This window comes from Streptomyces neyagawaensis (assembly GCF_023516595.1).
GTDB classification, from domain to species: Bacteria; Actinomycetota; Actinomycetes; order Streptomycetales; family Streptomycetaceae; genus Streptomyces; species Streptomyces neyagawaensis.
In genome coordinates this window covers 1-15,058 of sequence record NZ_JAMGBG010000215.1, presented here as the reverse complement: position 1 = coordinate 15,058, position 15,058 = coordinate 1, and the positions used below count along the sequence as shown (strand labels likewise).

Annotated in this window: 11 protein-coding genes and 2 pseudogenes; 4 read left to right on the top strand and 9 right to left on the bottom strand. The window is 69.8% G+C overall.

Annotation, left to right across the window (positions count from 1 at the left end; all coding sequences use genetic code 11):
- A partial coding sequence (locus tag M8J73_RS43880) for a flavin monoamine oxidase family protein (protein WP_249829896.1) occupies window positions 1–284 on the bottom strand: 284 nt, incomplete at its 3' end.
- A gap of 348 nt (window positions 285–632) precedes the next feature.
- On the opposite strand from M8J73_RS43880, the gene M8J73_RS43875 reads away from it, so the two are divergent.
- Together M8J73_RS43875 and M8J73_RS43870 are read left to right on the top strand one after the other, a co-directional pair.
- Window positions 633–2,831 (top strand): MMPL family transporter, encoded by a 2,199-nt coding sequence (locus M8J73_RS43875; RefSeq protein ID WP_055536737.1) that lies wholly within the window; start codon window positions 633–635, stop codon window positions 2,829–2,831.
- 986 nt (window positions 2,832–3,817) lie between these two features.
- A pseudogene (locus M8J73_RS43870) lies at window positions 3,818–5,266 on the top strand (alpha-L-fucosidase); the annotation flags it as partial.
- 79 nt (window positions 5,267–5,345) lie between these two features.
- Here M8J73_RS43870 and M8J73_RS43865 read toward each other — a convergent pair.
- From M8J73_RS43865 to M8J73_RS43830, 8 genes are all read right to left on the bottom strand, one after another.
- On the bottom strand, window positions 5,346–6,386 hold the full coding sequence (locus M8J73_RS43865; protein ID WP_055542021.1) for an SDR family oxidoreductase: 1,041 nt from the start codon (window positions 6,384–6,386) through the stop codon (window positions 5,346–5,348).
- 20 nt (window positions 6,387–6,406) lie between these two features.
- A complete protein-coding gene (locus M8J73_RS43860; RefSeq protein ID WP_055542020.1) occupies window positions 6,407–7,675 on the bottom strand; it encodes a beta-ketoacyl-[acyl-carrier-protein] synthase family protein in 1,269 nt (422 codons plus the stop codon).
- Complete coding sequence (locus M8J73_RS43855; RefSeq protein WP_055542019.1) at window positions 7,672–7,989, bottom strand: acyl carrier protein; 318 nt, start codon at window positions 7,987–7,989, stop codon at window positions 7,672–7,674. The genes M8J73_RS43860 and M8J73_RS43855 overlap by 4 nt, the downstream gene beginning before the upstream one ends.
- Before the next feature lie 107 nt (window positions 7,990–8,096).
- Window positions 8,097–9,341 (bottom strand): class-III pyridoxal-phosphate-dependent aminotransferase, encoded by a 1,245-nt coding sequence (locus tag M8J73_RS43850; protein ID WP_055542018.1) that lies wholly within the window; start codon window positions 9,339–9,341, stop codon window positions 8,097–8,099.
- Between the two features lie 134 nt (window positions 9,342–9,475).
- Window positions 9,476–9,928 carry a type II toxin-antitoxin system RatA family toxin gene (locus M8J73_RS43845; protein WP_055542017.1) on the bottom strand — a complete coding sequence of 151 codons (453 nt, stop codon included), beginning with the start codon at window positions 9,926–9,928 and terminating at the stop codon, window positions 9,476–9,478.
- Window positions 9,929–9,985: 57 nt separating this feature from the next.
- Window positions 9,986–11,119, bottom strand: coding sequence for a GNAT family N-acetyltransferase (locus M8J73_RS43840; RefSeq protein WP_055542016.1), 1,134 nt, complete (start codon window positions 11,117–11,119; stop codon window positions 9,986–9,988).
- 58 nt (window positions 11,120–11,177) lie between these two features.
- A complete protein-coding gene (locus tag M8J73_RS43835) occupies window positions 11,178–12,311 on the bottom strand; it encodes an acyl-CoA dehydrogenase family protein (protein ID WP_055542015.1) in 1,134 nt (377 codons plus the stop codon).
- The gene (locus tag M8J73_RS43830; RefSeq protein WP_055542014.1) at window positions 12,308–13,591 is read right to left on the bottom strand and encodes a cytochrome P450; all 1,284 of its coding nucleotides are present in this window, start codon (window positions 13,589–13,591) and stop codon (window positions 12,308–12,310) included. The genes M8J73_RS43835 and M8J73_RS43830 overlap by 4 nt, the downstream gene beginning before the upstream one ends.
- A 199-nt stretch (window positions 13,592–13,790) precedes the next feature.
- Here M8J73_RS43830 and M8J73_RS43825 point away from each other — a divergent pair, with 199 nt between their 5' ends.
- Window positions 13,791–14,483 (top strand): transposase, encoded by a 693-nt coding sequence (locus M8J73_RS43825; protein ID WP_055542013.1) that lies wholly within the window; start codon window positions 13,791–13,793, stop codon window positions 14,481–14,483.
- Between the two features lie 66 nt (window positions 14,484–14,549).
- A pseudogene (locus M8J73_RS43820) lies at window positions 14,550–15,058 on the top strand (IS21 family transposase); the annotation flags it as partial.

The following is a 15,058-nucleotide window of genomic DNA, read 5'->3' as shown; positions in this document are numbered from 1 at the left end:
GCCTGGTAGGTGTCCACGCCGACCTCCTTGGCCAGCGCCAGGATGTGGTCCTGGGTCGGACCCACATACTGCCCGCCGATCTCGGTCACCTGACCGTCGCCGAGGTCGTGGTTGAGCAGCCGGCCGCCCACCCGGTCACGGGCCTCCAGCACGGCCACCGACTTGCCCGCCGCGACGAGCTCCCGCGCCGCGGTCAGACCGGCCAGCCCCGCACCGACCACCACCACATCCGCCCTGCGGGCGTGGTGAGCCGTGGCGACGTCCTTCTTCTGCGTGCTGCTCATGATCACTCCTTGTCCTGCGGTGGTCCCGGCGCTGCGGACGTGCTCCGCGGGGAGAGCGGCGCAGGCCCATGACCTGGCTCTTCCCGGGGGCGGTGTGCTCCGGTGACCATCACCATACAGGCGACATGGTCAACTGACAATGTCGTTAGTTCTAGTTGAATGATTTAGTCACCCAACTTGAGCAACTGTTAAAGTCGGTGCTCGAAGCACTCGGATGCCGCCCTGGCACCGAAATGCCTCATGCCCGCAGCCGCTCCACGGCGCGGCCGACCCGTTCCGCCGTTCGTCCCGCGTCCGTGTCCGCGACGAGACGTCCGAGAAACCCCTTACCGCTCTTGGGAGTTCGCCATGGCAGTCCTGCTCCATCGGCTGGGCCGCAGTGCCTACCGCCATCACAAGCTGGTGCTCGGTATCTGGCTCGTGGTCCTGGCCGCGCTCATTACGTGCGCCGGCGTCTTCGGCGGCAAGCTCGACGACCGCTTCACCGTGCCGGGCACCGAGTCCCAGCGCGCGCTGGACACGCTCGGCGAGACGCTGCCCGAAGCCTCCGGAGCGGGCGCCCAGATCGTCTTCACCGCACCCGAGGGCCACCGCATCACCGAGGCCCCGTACACCGCGGCCATCGCCGGAACCGAGGCGGCGGTCGCGAAGGCGCCCCAGGTCGAAGCCGTCATAGGCCCAGGCCTGTCAGGGGCCGTCTCGGCCGACCGGAGCACGGCGATCGTGCAGGTGCAGTACTCGGTGCAGCGGGCCGAGGTACACCCTTCGTCCCTGGACGTGATCGAACGGGCGGCCGAGGCGGCCGAGAAGAGCGGGCTCAGGACCTCGGTGGGCGGCAGCGCCTACGGCAGCAACGGCGTGCACATAGGCCCGTCCGAGATCATCGGTGTCGCCGTCGCCGTGCTCGTCCTCGTCGTCACCTTCGGCTCCCTGCTCGCCGCGGGCATGTCGCTGCTGCCCGCCTTGCTCGGCGTGGCCGTGGGACTTGCCGGGCTGCTCGCCCTCACCCCGGCGGTCAGCATCTCCTCCACCGCCGTCACGCTCGCGCTGATGCTGGGACTGGCCGTGGGCATCGACTACATCCTGTTCATCCTGACCCGCCACCGCCAGCAGCTCGCCCGCGGAACCGACCCGCAGGAGTCCATCGCGCTGGCCAACGGCACGGCCGGCAGCGCGGTCGTCTTCGCCGGCGGCACCGTGATCATCGCCCTGGCCGCACTCAGCGTCATAGGCATCCCGTTCCTGACCGTGATGGGTCTCGGTGCCGCCGGAGCCGTCCTCGTCGCGGTCCTGGCCGCGATCACCCTGCTCCCGGCCCTCGCCGGATTCGCCGGCACCCGGTTGACCCCGAAGCCCGGCAGCAAGGAGGCCCGGCGGGCCACCGATCCCGACGGATCCGCCGGCCGGGCGACCCTGGGCGCCCGCTGGGTGAGGACCGTCGTCGCCAAGCCCCTGCTCACCGTCCTGGCCGTCGCCGGCATCCTCGTCGCACTGGCGCTCCCCGCGGCGGACCTGCGCCTTGCCCTGCCGGACAACGGCTCGGCCCCGGCCGCCTCCTCCGAACGCACGGCGTACGACACGGTCGACGACAAGTTCGGCCCCGGCTTCAACGGCCCGCTCCTGGTGCTGACCGAGACCGACAAGGGGCCGGGCGCGCACGCGGGTTCTCAGGCAGCGCGGAAGCTGCGGGACCTCAAGGGGGTCAAGGCGGTCCTGCCCCCCGTACCCACACGCGAGCCCGCGCAGACCGTCATCCAGGTCATACCCGAGACCGGTCCCGACAGCGCCCGCACCGACCGGCTCGTCCGCGACATCCGTGCCGCCGCCCCGGACATCCGCGAGACAACCGGAGCGACGGTCGCGGTCACCGGCACCACCGCCGTCAACATCGATGTCTCGACCCGCCTCAGCGACTCCCTGCTGCCGTTCATGGCGATCGTCGTCGGCCTGAGCCTGATCCTGCTGACCATGGTGTTCCGCTCGCTGGTCGTCCCGCTCAAGGCCGCCGTCGGATTCCTGCTGTCGGTGGCGGCCTCGCTCGGCCTGGTCGTCGCCGTGTTCCAGTGGGGCTGGCTGGCGGACACCCTCGGCCTCGCCCACACCGGACCCGTCGTCAGCTTCCTGCCGATCATCCTGATCGGCGTGCTCTTCGGACTCGCCATGGACTACGAGGTGTTCCTCGTCTCCGGGATGCGGGAGGAGTGGGTCCACACCGGCGTCGCCCGCGGGTCGGTGATCGACGGCGCGCGGCACAGCGTCCGGGTCGTCACCGCGGCCGCCCTGATCATGGTCACCGTCTTCGCCGGGTTCTTCCCGCTCGACGACGCCCTGATCAAGCCCATCGCCTTCGCGCTCGCCGTCGGCGTCGCCATCGACGCCTTCGCCGTCCGCCTGACCCTCGTCCCGGCTGTCCTCGCCCTCGCCGGACGGCACGCCTGGTGGCTCCCCGCCTGGCTCGACCGCGTCCTGCCCGACCTCGACGTAGAAGGCACACGCCTCCAGAAGGCCCCGCAGGTGCAGCACAAGCAGCCCGAGCGAGTCCCCTGACCCGGCTGCGCGCCCGGCGCATCAGCCGCCGCGCGCCGAGGCCCTGGCCCGGAGGAAGCACCCCCTCCGGGCCAGGGCCTCGGCGCAAGATGTTCTGGGCCGACGTCCGCCTGTGTGCACGGTCGTGTTCTTCCAAGTACGGCCCGCCGTCGTACGACACCTGCGCCGCAGACGACTTGGCTGAACCCTTCTTGGCAGCCGGGCCCTACGGCGTCCCCGCCCCCGTAGCCGGGCAGGACGTCGCCCTGCAGCAGGTCCGCCGCGCTTCGGCGAGTGGTGGGCTTGTTCGCAGGAGCAGCGCCACAAAGTGCTCCGACCACATCAGAGGCTCGACCGGCTCCGGCCTACATCCAGCGAGCCGTCTACCACCATGCACGTCCGACACCGTCCGCCTGGTTCGGGAACGCCGTCTTCTGCCGAGGCTCCGGATCTCGCAGGCACAGCCCGAGGTCGACATCGGCAGAGCCCAGCTACCCTCTTCACTCGATCCACCGAGGGCAAGAACCTCCGATGAATCGAGTAGCTCAGCCCGGCGCTCGAACGCGTCTGTAAGCGGCAATCTCGGCTTTCGTCTGCCAATTTCCGTCGAGACCCTAGACAGATGACCGACTGGTGTCCGCTAATACGTCCTATGTTAGTCGCTGAACACACGCCGTATTCAAGGCCGGTCATGGCCGCGTGTGCTGTCCTGTGAACTGCCAGGAGAAGACCTTGTCAGAGCCGATCTCCTGCCGAAGGGGCCGCTCGTCGGCATGCTGGTCCTCCACGGCGGGCTTCGCCGTTGCGCCCGGGTCCCTGTATCGAACGGAAGACCTGCTGCCCAGCGCCTAACGCCTGTGCCGGGGCCGAACTCAGGGGGTCAATTCACCTGGCGGGCCAGCCTGCACGTAGTTCCGTGATAACGCCGGTTGCGTCGACTCCCCAGCACGCTGTCACCGCCATCCATGCCATTCGATCCACAGGAGCGGGCCATGTCCTCATCGAGAATGACTCGCCGTACGTTTCTCGGCGCGGCGGGTGCGGCGAGCGCCGCGACCGCTCTGCCGCTCGTCCCCGGTTTCTCCGGCCTTCTGTCGCAGGCGTCCGCCGCGGACACCCGACCAACCTGAGCAGGATGGTCGACATGCGGTTCAGCATGTTCAACCAATTCAGCCTGGGCACCTTCTCCAACCAGGAGTGGGCTGCCCCGAACCAGAGCCCCACCCTCTTCGCTCCCCCGAGTGTCAACTGCGGACAGTGGGCCGACGCGGCGGCTGCCGCGAAGATGAGTTACGGCATCCTGACCACTGATCCGGGACCGCACCTTCGGCGTCGAGGCATGGGAGAGCCGGCACAAGGTGGCCGGGCTCAAGATCACCGACGCCATCCAGCCCGCCGACATGACCTTCATCCTCGGCCAGATCCGCGAGCTGCTCACCAACTACGACACCATCGACATGTTCATGACTGACGGTTACGCATGGCAGATGGGGCAGCAGGCCGTCTCCTACCAGCGGATCCGTTCACTGGTGAAGGAGCTTCAGCCCGACTGCGTAATGCTCGACATCGGCGGACTGTCGGAGCCCTTCCTCAGCGACGCGATCTTCTTCGAGGAGCCGCTGGGCGTCACGGCGCCCGCAGGCAACACCTACGCCGGAATGCAGGGACAGACCATCAGCGGCGGCTGGTTCTGGCACCCGACCACGCCGACCGAGAGCCTGATGAGCAAGGACGCGATCCTCTCGCACCTGGCCGACCTGGAACCGAAGTACACCTCGTTCATCCTCAACTGCCCGCCCAACCGCAACGGCCTGCTGGACACCAACATCGTCAACCGACTCGCCGAGGTCGGCGCGGCATGGAGCCCCGACACCTCCCGGCCGCCGCTGCCCACCCAGCCCCTGCGAGCCGAACACCCCGTCACACCGGTCAACGCGAACGCCACCGCCTTCCGCACCGGCGAGGGCCCGCTGAACGCCATCGACGGACTCAGCGACGTCCGCTACGAGACCCGCTGGTCGACCTGGGGACTGCCCTCGCCCCTGCCCCACTCGATCACGATCGACCTGGGCGGGTTGTGGAGCAACGTCTCCACCCTGGAGTACCTGCCCAAGCAGTGGAGTCGCAACGACACCACCGACGGCACGAACTTCACCCAGGTCGCCACCGGCACGTGGGCCGGCAACCGCGCCATCAAGGTGGCCGAATGGCCCGCCCGGAACGTAGGCTTCGTGCGGATCCAGGTCAACGCGGCCACCGGCGGCTACGCCAACATCGGCGGCGTCAGGATCGGCGGCCGGACGGCCGAGCCGGCCCTGGTGTCCACCACGCTGCCCGGCGACGGCACCGTCTACCGGCTCGTCGCCCGGCACAGCGGCAAGGCTGCCGACGTGCAGAGCGGGGGCACCGCCAACGGCGCCAACGTCCTGCAGTGGCCATGGCTCAACGGTCCGGCCAGCCCCCCAGAGGAGACCGACCGGAGCCACTACTCAAGGATTAGGACCCCTTGGCCACGCCCCCCGCGACTCGGCCCGGTCACTCGGCGTTGATCAGCGTCCACGGTGTGGGCCGGCCGAGCGCCTGGCGTGGCTTGCTCTGCGCCCAGTGCCGTACCGATGCCGCCATCACCCCACCCGGGTCGGCCACCCGACAGGTGGGCGGGAACGGCTCGCTCATGCTGGTGTAGCTCTGGAACATCGCCAGCAGCTTCACGGCCTGTTGCTGGACCGGGGAGAGCCACTGCTCGGCCAGCGGCAGGAAGAAGCGGTTCCAGCTCTCGGTGGACACCGTCGGAGGCTTGGCGATCGGTTCGACGCCGTGCTCGGCCCGGAACGCGTTGAGAGTGTCGCATGTGATGTCGACGAGGGTGTCCAGACGCAGGCTGTCCTGGCCTGCGGCGATCACCTCGGTGCGAGGCGCGGACGGTGCCGGACCCAGAGCCGTGGCGGCGATCACCTCGGCGACCTCGTCCACGGGGCTGATCTCGGCATAGCCGGCCGGGTCGCCGACAACGACGGCCGCGAGGCCGGAGACGAACGCGGGGAAGAGGCTGTAAGGGCCGGAGAAGCGGGCGATGCGCCCGTCCTCGCGGCGTCCCATGACCAGTGGTGGACGGACGATGGTCACCGGTCCGCGGTGCTCGGTCGTCACGATGTCCTCGCATACGGCCTTCGACCACTCGTAGCCGTTGCGGTAGCCCTCGAACTCGGCGCCCCGGAGATCCTCCGGGGCACGCACGCCACCGACGTAGGCGGTGGACACATGCACCACATGGGTGTCGGGACCGGCCAGTGCGAGCACCTCGCGCAGCGTGCGGATGTTGGCGTCGGTGGCCTCGGCACGGGTCATGGTCCAACGAGTGGAGGCCGCTGTGTGCACGATGACGTCCCACGGCCGGGCGGTCAGGGCATCGGGCGCCGGCTCGGCGCCGATGTCCCAGCGCACGGGCGAGTTCCCGGTGGGGCGGCGTGCGGTGGGGACGATCTGGGGGCCGCTGCGGTCGGCGGTCCCGGCGGCGAGAAGCGAGGCGACTTCGGCGCCGACGACACCGGTGGCACCAGTGAGAAGGATGCGCATGGCAGGAGTTCCTCAGAAGTTCACGTGGCGGGCAGCAGGACCAGGCAGACGTTCTGTCCGCCGAAACCGAAGGAGTTGGACAGCACGGGGGCACGGTCCACGCTGCGTGGAGCACCGAAGACCACGTCGATCCGGTCGGCCTCGGAGGGCTCCGTGAGGTTGGCGACCGGCGGCACGATCCTGCGCTCCGCGCAGACCAGGGAGATGGCGGCCTCCAGCGCCCCGGAGCCACCGATGAGATGCCCGGTGACGCCCTTGACGGCGGTCACGGGTGGCGCCTGGCCGTCGAAGCACCGGTGTATGGCGGTGGCCTCCGAGCTGTCGTTCGCCGGCGTTGAGGTGCCGTGGGCGTTGATCTGGCCGATATCGGCCGGCAGCAGTCCGGCGTCGGCGATGGCGTCGGCCATGCAGGCGGCCGCGACAGCCCCATCGGCATGCGGTGCGACGATGTGGTGGGCATCGGCGTTCGTGGCGTACCCCGCGACCTCGCCGAAGATGTGTGCCCCGCGGGCGAGCGCCGATTCGCGTCGCTCCAGTACGAGGACGGCGGCACCCTCGCCCATCACGAAGCCGTCACGCTGGGCGTCGAAGGGGCGACTCGCCTGCTCCGGAGCATCGTTGCGGGTGGACAGCGCCTGCATCCTGGAGAAGCCGGTGAGCATGAAAGCCGTCACCGCCGCATCGAAGCCGCCGCCGACGGCGACGTCCAGCTCCCCGTACTGGATCCGGCGGGCGGCCTCCCCGATGGCTGTGGCGCCGCTGGCACAGGCCGTGTTGTACGTGACGCACGAACCACGGAAGCCGTAGCGCATCGCCACCCGGGCGGCGGCCGAGTTGGCCATGGTCCGGGGCACGGCGTGCACGGGCATGCGCCTGGAGTCCCCGTAGTGCTCACGCACGCTCGACTCCATGGTGGGCAGCCCCCCGATACCGGTGCCGAGATGGACGCCCACCCGTGCCGACGGCAGGCCGGACAGTGCGGCCTGTTCGACGGCGTCAGCGGCGGCGCACAGCGCCAGTTCGGTGGGGCGGTCGATCTGGCGGCGCTCCCGGCGGGTGACGTAGGGCTCGGGGTCGAACTCGGGCACACGGCAGGCGAAGTGCACCGGAGAGCCACCTTCGGCCAGCTCGTCGTGGAGCGCGGCGGTGGAGCGTGCTGCCAGGACAGCGCTCATGGCCTCATCCAGGGTGAGGCCTGCCGGGGTCTTCACACCGATCCCGGTGACGACGACGCGCGGGCGTTCGGACGGCCATCGGCCGGCCGTTGAGTGGTGCTGTTGCGGAGTCATTCCCGCCCCGCCTTCCGCTGCGCGAGGAGTTCGACGGCCTGGCCGACGGTGTCGGCCCCCATCAGGTCCTCGGCCGATATCGGAACGTTCAGTACGCGTTCGAGCTGGGCTCCGATCGCCATCAGCTCCAGGCTGTCGATGCCGTACTCGGTTCGCAGGTCGGTGCTGTCCACGATGGCGTCGGGCGTGGTCCCGAGGACCTCCGCGATGGTCTCGCGGACCACGGCGGACAGGTCGGCAGAGGACGTGTCAGAAGAGGACGGTACGCCGACAGAGTCAGCGGTCCTGGTGCCCGCGGGGCCGTTGTGCGTCAACTCGGTTCCTTTGATGCTGGTATGAGTGAGAGGAGGTGATGGTTCATCTCCGAAGGGTGAGTTTCCGGAGTCGTGCGGTGGAGCGGCAGCGCTCACGGGACCTGCGGTCAGTCGTGGACCGCCGTGCCGGCCGCCGTCAGCGCGGTGTCGAGGATGTCCATGGCCTCGTCCAACTCCGCATCGGTGGTGACGAGCGGCGGGAGGAGACGCACAGTGGTCGGGCGGCCCAGGCACGGGGAGACCAGCAGCCCGTTGTTGGCCAGCGAGACCACGGTCTCGCCCGCCGCCGCGGGTGTGGTGAAGTCGATGCCCCACAGCAGTCCCCGGCCGTGGTATCCGCTCATCACGCGGGGATGACGCTGCCGGAGGTCACGCAGACCGTCGACGAGCGCGTCCGACAACTTCCTGCCGTGTTCGGCGAGTTCCTCGACGGCGTCCAGCGCGGCGGGGAGAGCGGCACAGCTCAGCGGGTGCCCTCCGAAGGTCGCCGAATGAAGGAACGGGTCCATTTCCAGCGGCCGGTACAGCTCCTGGGTGCATGCGACGGCGGACAGCGGCATCACGCCGCCGCCGAGCGGCTTGCCGACGAGCACGGCGTCGACGGGCAGGCCGTCGGCAAGGGCGACCGAGCGCTCCCCGCACCGCCGCAACCCGCACTGGATCTCGTCGGCGATCGCGAAGGCACCGTGGGCGCGGGCGTCCTCGCACCATTGCCGCAGGACGTCCGTCGGCAGCGGAACCGCGCCGTTCTCGCCCTGCACGGGCTCAAAGACGACGGCCGCGACGGGGCCTGCCGACACCTGTTCGCGGACGGCATGCGGGTCGTGGGGGTCGAGATGGACGACATCCACCACACAGCCCCGCAGTCCGGCCCGGAACATCGGACTGTGCGTGAGGGAGAGCGCCCCGAGCGTCTTGCCGTGGTAACCGCCGGTCACCGCCAGCACCCGCTCCCGCCCGGTGGCGAGCCGCGCGAGCTTCACCGCCACCTCGACGGCGTCGGCCCCGTTGAGGCCGAAGTAGACCTTGGGCAGTCCGCCCCCGAGGTAGTCGGCGAGCCGCGCCGCCGCCTCGGCCGCCACGGGATTGGCCAGACTGCGGGTCGACGTCGGCATGACGCCGAGCTGTCGGCCGACGGCTTCCACCACACGGGGATGACGGTGGCCGAGCAGGGTGACGGCGTAGGAGCCGAAGTCGAGCACGGAACGGCCGTCGGAGAGGGTGACACGGGCGCCCAGCGCACTGGACTCCACGGCACCCTGCCCCGCGAGCTTGCCGGTCAGGGCGAGTTGCGGAGACTGGTGACGGCGGAGTGTGTCGAACACCCGGCTGGCGGCGTGGGCGCTGGTCATGGAGCTGGTTCCCAACGGGAACTCCTGTGGAAAGGGGCGGCCGGACCGGGCCGCGTTGGACGGGGGACGAACAGCCGGGTACGTGGTCTTTTCGGGACGGCATCGGTGAGGGGACGGCGGCGGCGAGCACCGGCTCAGCCGTCGACAGCGGCGGTGAGCCGCCGCTCCAGCGCCTGGAGCATCTGCCGGGCGTTGTCCCGCAGCGCGGCGGCGGCGACCGGGTTGAGCATCTCCGCGAGGAGGGGGATACCGATCTCGAACTCCACCGTCAGCGACACGAGGCTGCCGCCGCCGTCGGAGGGGCGAACCGCCCAGTGGCCCACGAAGTGGGCGAGGTCGCCGCTGACCTGGTGGAAGTCGAAACGCCGGGACGCGTGGTCGAGCTGCTCCGCTTCCACCCACTCCAGAACGGAGCCCTTCAGACGGACGGACCACGCCGTCGTCCTGCGGTCCTCACCGGAGCCTTCGAGGACCACCACGGACTGGACGCTGTCCATGCAGGCGGAGTAGCTCTCGACATCGACGACAGCCTTCCAGCTGTCCTCGGGCGGGGCAGCGATGGTGATCTCGACCTGGACAAGGGGCATGGCGGTCTCTTTCTCGTAGGGGGTGGCAGGGGGCGGCCGTCGGCAGGCACGTCGCGGTCAGGACTTCGGGGCCAGCGCCTGTTCGCGTGCGGTTTCCAGCGCCCGTGGCAACAGCAGACGCAGCACGGCGCGGGGCAGCCGGCGGGTGTGGGTCATCGCGTAGTTCTGCTCGACCAGTTCGCAGCCGAGTTCCCGTTTCGGCTCGTAGGCGGTCTGCGCGAAGCGGATGTGGCGGCAGCCGCGGGTGATCGCCAGCTCGATCGCCGCGTAGTGGAGGTTGTGGTAGAGCCGCGCCCGGTGGGCCAGCCGGTAGTCCAGACCGATCCGGGCCCCGACCGCGCCGCGGCCACGGAACAGGCAGTGCAGATAGCCGACAAGACGGTCGCCCTCGAAACAGGCGACCAGCCGCTGATCGGCGTCCGGGCTGTTGGCCAGGCGCCGGACGAATGTTTCGTCGAGCACGTCGAGCGTCTGGTCGGCGCGGTCCATCACCTGCCGGTACAGCCCCATCATGTCGGGGACGAGGTCGCCGAACTCCTGAAGCACCTCGATCCGCAGTCCCTCCTGTGCCCGGAACTTGCGTATCTTGTTGCGGGCGTTGCGGCGGGGCTTGGCCGGCAGCGAGACGAGGTACTCCTCGAAGTCGCGGTGGCCTAGCGGGAGTTCGGTGTCGGGCAGACCGGCGACGATGAAGAACCCCTCGCCGTCCAGCGCCGGGCGCAGCGCGTCCAGGTCACGGGGGGCGAAGTCCTTGAAGACGACAGTGCCCAGGCGGTGCCGCCGGGCGAACTGCAGTACTTCCCGCACCAGCAACTCGGCCGCCTGCGGCGCAAGCGGGTCCTCGCCCGGGATGTGCCCCTGCCCGAGGAAGTTGCCGCAGAAGAGCATCGGCACCCGCAGCAGCCGGGGGAACAGCCGGGCCACTGGGGCGAGCAGGCGCCGCTCGCCGGGACCCACGACCCGCTCCAGCCGCAGACCGTGAACCGCGCTGAGGGGCAGCACCGCCACCGGCCGATCGCCAAGGCGTACGAGAAGGTAGGCGTACGCGTCCGGACCGATGGCCGCCCCTTCCATGGCCGCGAAGACCTCCCGGCCCCACATGGGATCGTGGGCCGGCGCCAGTGCTTCCCACAACTCCCGCGGCAGGTCGTCGACGGTGGTCAGACACTCCACCGTGTACCGCGGGGCCATCTGGACCACCTGTCCGCCCGGAGCGGAGGGCCGCGGGTCGCCGTCCCCGGGTGAGCCCTCAACCGACATGCAGCGGCTCCCCGTCCAGGGTCGCGCACAGCGACTGCGCCATCCGGCCCCGCGACGGCGGGTGGAAGCTCAGCCCCGCGGCCGCCGACGCCAGGTACGTCCCCTCGTCCGAGGTGATGAACGACATTCCGCCGAGCGCCTCCAGCGCGGTTCGCGTGGTGCGCGCGATGGCGTCCTGCGCTGCATAGCGCGCCGTGAGTGCGTCCACGAGCAGCGATTCGTCCCATGCCTGCGACTCCCGCATGGCGCGGGCCACGGCCTCGACCCCGAGCATCGCCGCGTTGACGTCCGTCACCAGTTCCGCTCGCACCGAGGCGGCGGAACGTCCGTGCCGCAGCACCCGTTCCACCAGGGCGCTCGCCGTACCCAGGTAGTCGGCGGTCATCAGCAGCTCGAACCAGAGGAATCCCGCGATGTGAAGCGAGTCCAGTACGGCGTCGGCTCCGACATCGGTGAGCACGACCAACTGCGGGTCCAGCACGACGTCTTCGAGGACCACTTCCTCGCTCTCGGCACCGGCCAGCACCGTGCTGCGCCAGAACGGGCGTACGGACACGCCCTTGGTTTCGGCCGGGACGATGGCCACCGCCAGTCGTTCGACGCCGCTGTCGTCCGTCATCACCACCGAAGCGGTCAGCAGATCCATGGAGCGGGCCAGGCTGCACGGCTTCTTGCTGCCGTTCAGCACCACGTCGCCACCGCGCCGCTCGGCGCGGATGGCGGGCCGCAGGATCGACTGACCGGTCTGGCCCTCCGCGAATCCCGAGGCCAGCAGCATCCGCTTGCCGACGATCGCCTCCAGCAGCATCCATTCGAAGCCCGCCCCGTGCTTGGCGGTCTCCACGAGGCTCGCCACGGAGAAGTGATGCATCGTGGTGGCCACGGCCAGGGACGGGCAACGTGCCCCCACGGCCCTCTGCAGCCGCACGGCCTGGAGCGGGTCCGCCCCGATGCCGGTGTTCTGCGCCGGCACCAGCAGGGCCGGACCACCGGCCTCCCGGAACGCCGCGATGGCGGGGCCGCCAGGCCGCTCCAACTCCGCCAGCGAGTGGCGGGCGAGCGCTGCGTCCAGACCGGGGAGCAGTGATTCGAGCACCTCGCGCTCGGTGCCGAGGAAATTCATGACGACGTCACTCCTTCGCTGTCGTGGCGGGTGATGGTGGTGGCCCGGTCCGGGGACGTCACAGAGCCGTGGGCCGTCAGGGGGAGGTGCTCGTACACCCGGAGGCTGAGGGACTCGCGCCGCACCGGGACGCCCGACACGGCGAGCTCGGGGAAGCGGGCGAAGAGGCGGCGCACGGCCACCGTGCCCTCCAGACGTGCCAGAGCGGCGCCCAGGCAGTAGTGGGGACCGGCGCCGAAGCTGAGCACCTTGGTTCCGGAGCGCCGCACGTCGAAGCGGTGCGGGTCGGGGAACTGGGCGGGGTCCCGGTTGGCCGCGGTGAGGACTGTGGTGACGTTGGCACCCACCGGGATGGTCACGCCTGCGATCTCGGTCCGCTCGGTGGCGATCCGCTCGGTCATCAGGACGGGCGAGTCCCAGCGCAGCGCTTCCTCGACCGCCTGAGCCGCGAGCTCGGGGTCGCCCGTCACGAGGTCCCGCTGGTCCGGGTGTGTCAGCAGTGCGTGGGTGACCAGTCCGAGCGTGGCCGTGGCCGTCTCGAAACCGGTGACGAAGACAAGGAGCAGTGTGTCGACCAACTCCCGCCGGGTCAGACGCTCCTGTCCCTCCTGGGCCTCCAGCAGCACCGTCGCGAGATCCTCGCGCGGCTCACGCCGACGGCGCTGGAGCAGTTCCTCGAAGTACGCACGCAGTTCGGTCACCGCCGCGTCGGCCCGTGCCCAATCCTCCGGGCTGCGCACCGGCTCGAGCAGCCGGCTGGCGTCACTGCCCAGCCTGCGGAACCGGGGGCGGTCCGCCGCCGGGACACCGATCAACTCCCCCGCCACCGCGACGGGCAGGGGGTAACCGACCAGTTCCTGGAAGTTGACCGCACGGCCGTGCGCGGAGGCGTCGGCCAAGGCGTCGAGATGGCCGTCGGTCAGGTCCTCGACGGCGGATTGCAGTGCTGCCACGCGGCGAGGGGTGAACCCGGCATTGACCAGTCGGCGAAGCCGGCTGTGGTCGGGATGGTTGGCGCGGAGCATCGAAGCGTAGAAGAAGTCGGCCGCGGGATGGTCGCGCCAGTCCGGGAGATGCTCCTCGCACCAACTCAGATCGGGGGTGCGGAAAGCCGTGTCGGTCAGCACGGCCTGGCAATGCGCGTACGTGGTCAGGAAATAGGTGTCGAGGTCTTTGTCGTAGTAAACCGGGGCGGTCTCGCGGAGCGCTTCAAGCGCCGGGAACGGGTTCTCCCGCCCCTCCGGCGTGAAGATGGAGAGAAGCAGAGTTTGCGGGTCCAAGGGAATCCTCGGTAGATCGACTCTTTGGAATGACGTGAAGTGCGGCTGAAGGCAGCGCGACCAGCTGCTACGGATTCAGCCCGGATCCACCGGCTGACGTCTGTGGACAACTTCTCCGGGAACGAGAAAGAGCCTTGTGACCTGCGATGATGGGAGTTCTTGAGGCTTCCAGCACGCACGATGACAAGGCTCTTCCGAGATGCAATCTTCCCATGCCGCCGTCCATGTCTCCGCACTCTTCGACGAGCCGAATCTGATCGCGGATGCGGGGCTGCTTCCGCTGGTCGCGCTCGCCGAACGGGTCGGCCTGCCGGGTCTGGCCGCCCAGGTCCGCATCGAGGCTGCCGACAACAGCGGCGGCGCGCATCCAGCGGCCAAAGTGATGTCGCTGCTGGGCGCGATGTGCTCGGGGGCCGACTCCATCGATGACGCCGACCGGCTGCGGCACGGCGCGATGGACCGGGTCTTCGCCCAGATACGCGCCCCGTCCACGCTGGGCACCTTCCTTCGCTCCTTCACCCACGGCCACAACCGGCAACTCCACCGGGTACACCGGGAGTTACTGGCCCGCCTCGCGGCCCACACCCCGCTGCTGCCCGGCGCCGGGCAGCTGACGTTCATCGATATCGACCCCACCCACCGCCGGGTCTACGGACGGGCCAAGCAAGGCGCCGAGCACGGGCGCCTGAAGGGGCAGCGCACCCTGCACCCGATCGTGGCCACCTTGTCCACCCCGCTCGCCCGGCCGGTGATCGGTGCGGTCCGCCTGCGCCGCGGCAAGGCCGCCGATGTCCGCGGCGCGAAAAGCTTCGTGCGTGAGGCCCTGGCCATCGCTGTCCGCGTACAAGTGAACGTGCACCACCTCGTACGGATGAGAGTGCACCGTTCTTGATGCGGTGAGGGGCATGGGCCGCGAGTCTGCTGCTGTCGGTTCGGGGTGGCAGAGGGGCGGCTGACGGTGGTCTTGGATCCGCATCGCTGGCTGGAGCTTCGGCGGTTTCGCGGTTTGTATGAGTCCGGCGCGATGAGCCTGCGGGAGATCGCGAAGGAGACCGGACTGAACCGCCGCACGGTCGCGAAGTACCTGTCGGGTGAGGTGGCGGCTGCGCCGCCGCAGCGGGAGCCGAACGGGCAGCCACGGCGGCGGGTGGTGGACGAGGTTGCCCCGCTGATCGACGCGATGCTGCGGGCGGAGATCCTGCTCAAGGGGGCGGTGATCCACGAGCGCCTGGTCCAGGAGTACGGGGTCGCGATCAACTACCAGCGGGTGAAGCTCTACCTGCAGGAGGCCAGGCCCAGGATCGCCGAGGAACTCGGGATCAGCCCGGGTGAACTGGCCGGTCTGCACCGCCGGTTCGAGGTGGTCCCTGGCGCTCAGGCCCAGGTGGACTGGGGTGATGAGGGCAAGGTCCTCGCTCATGTCGGCATTCCGAAGGTCTACTCGTTCCACATGACGTTGTCGTACTC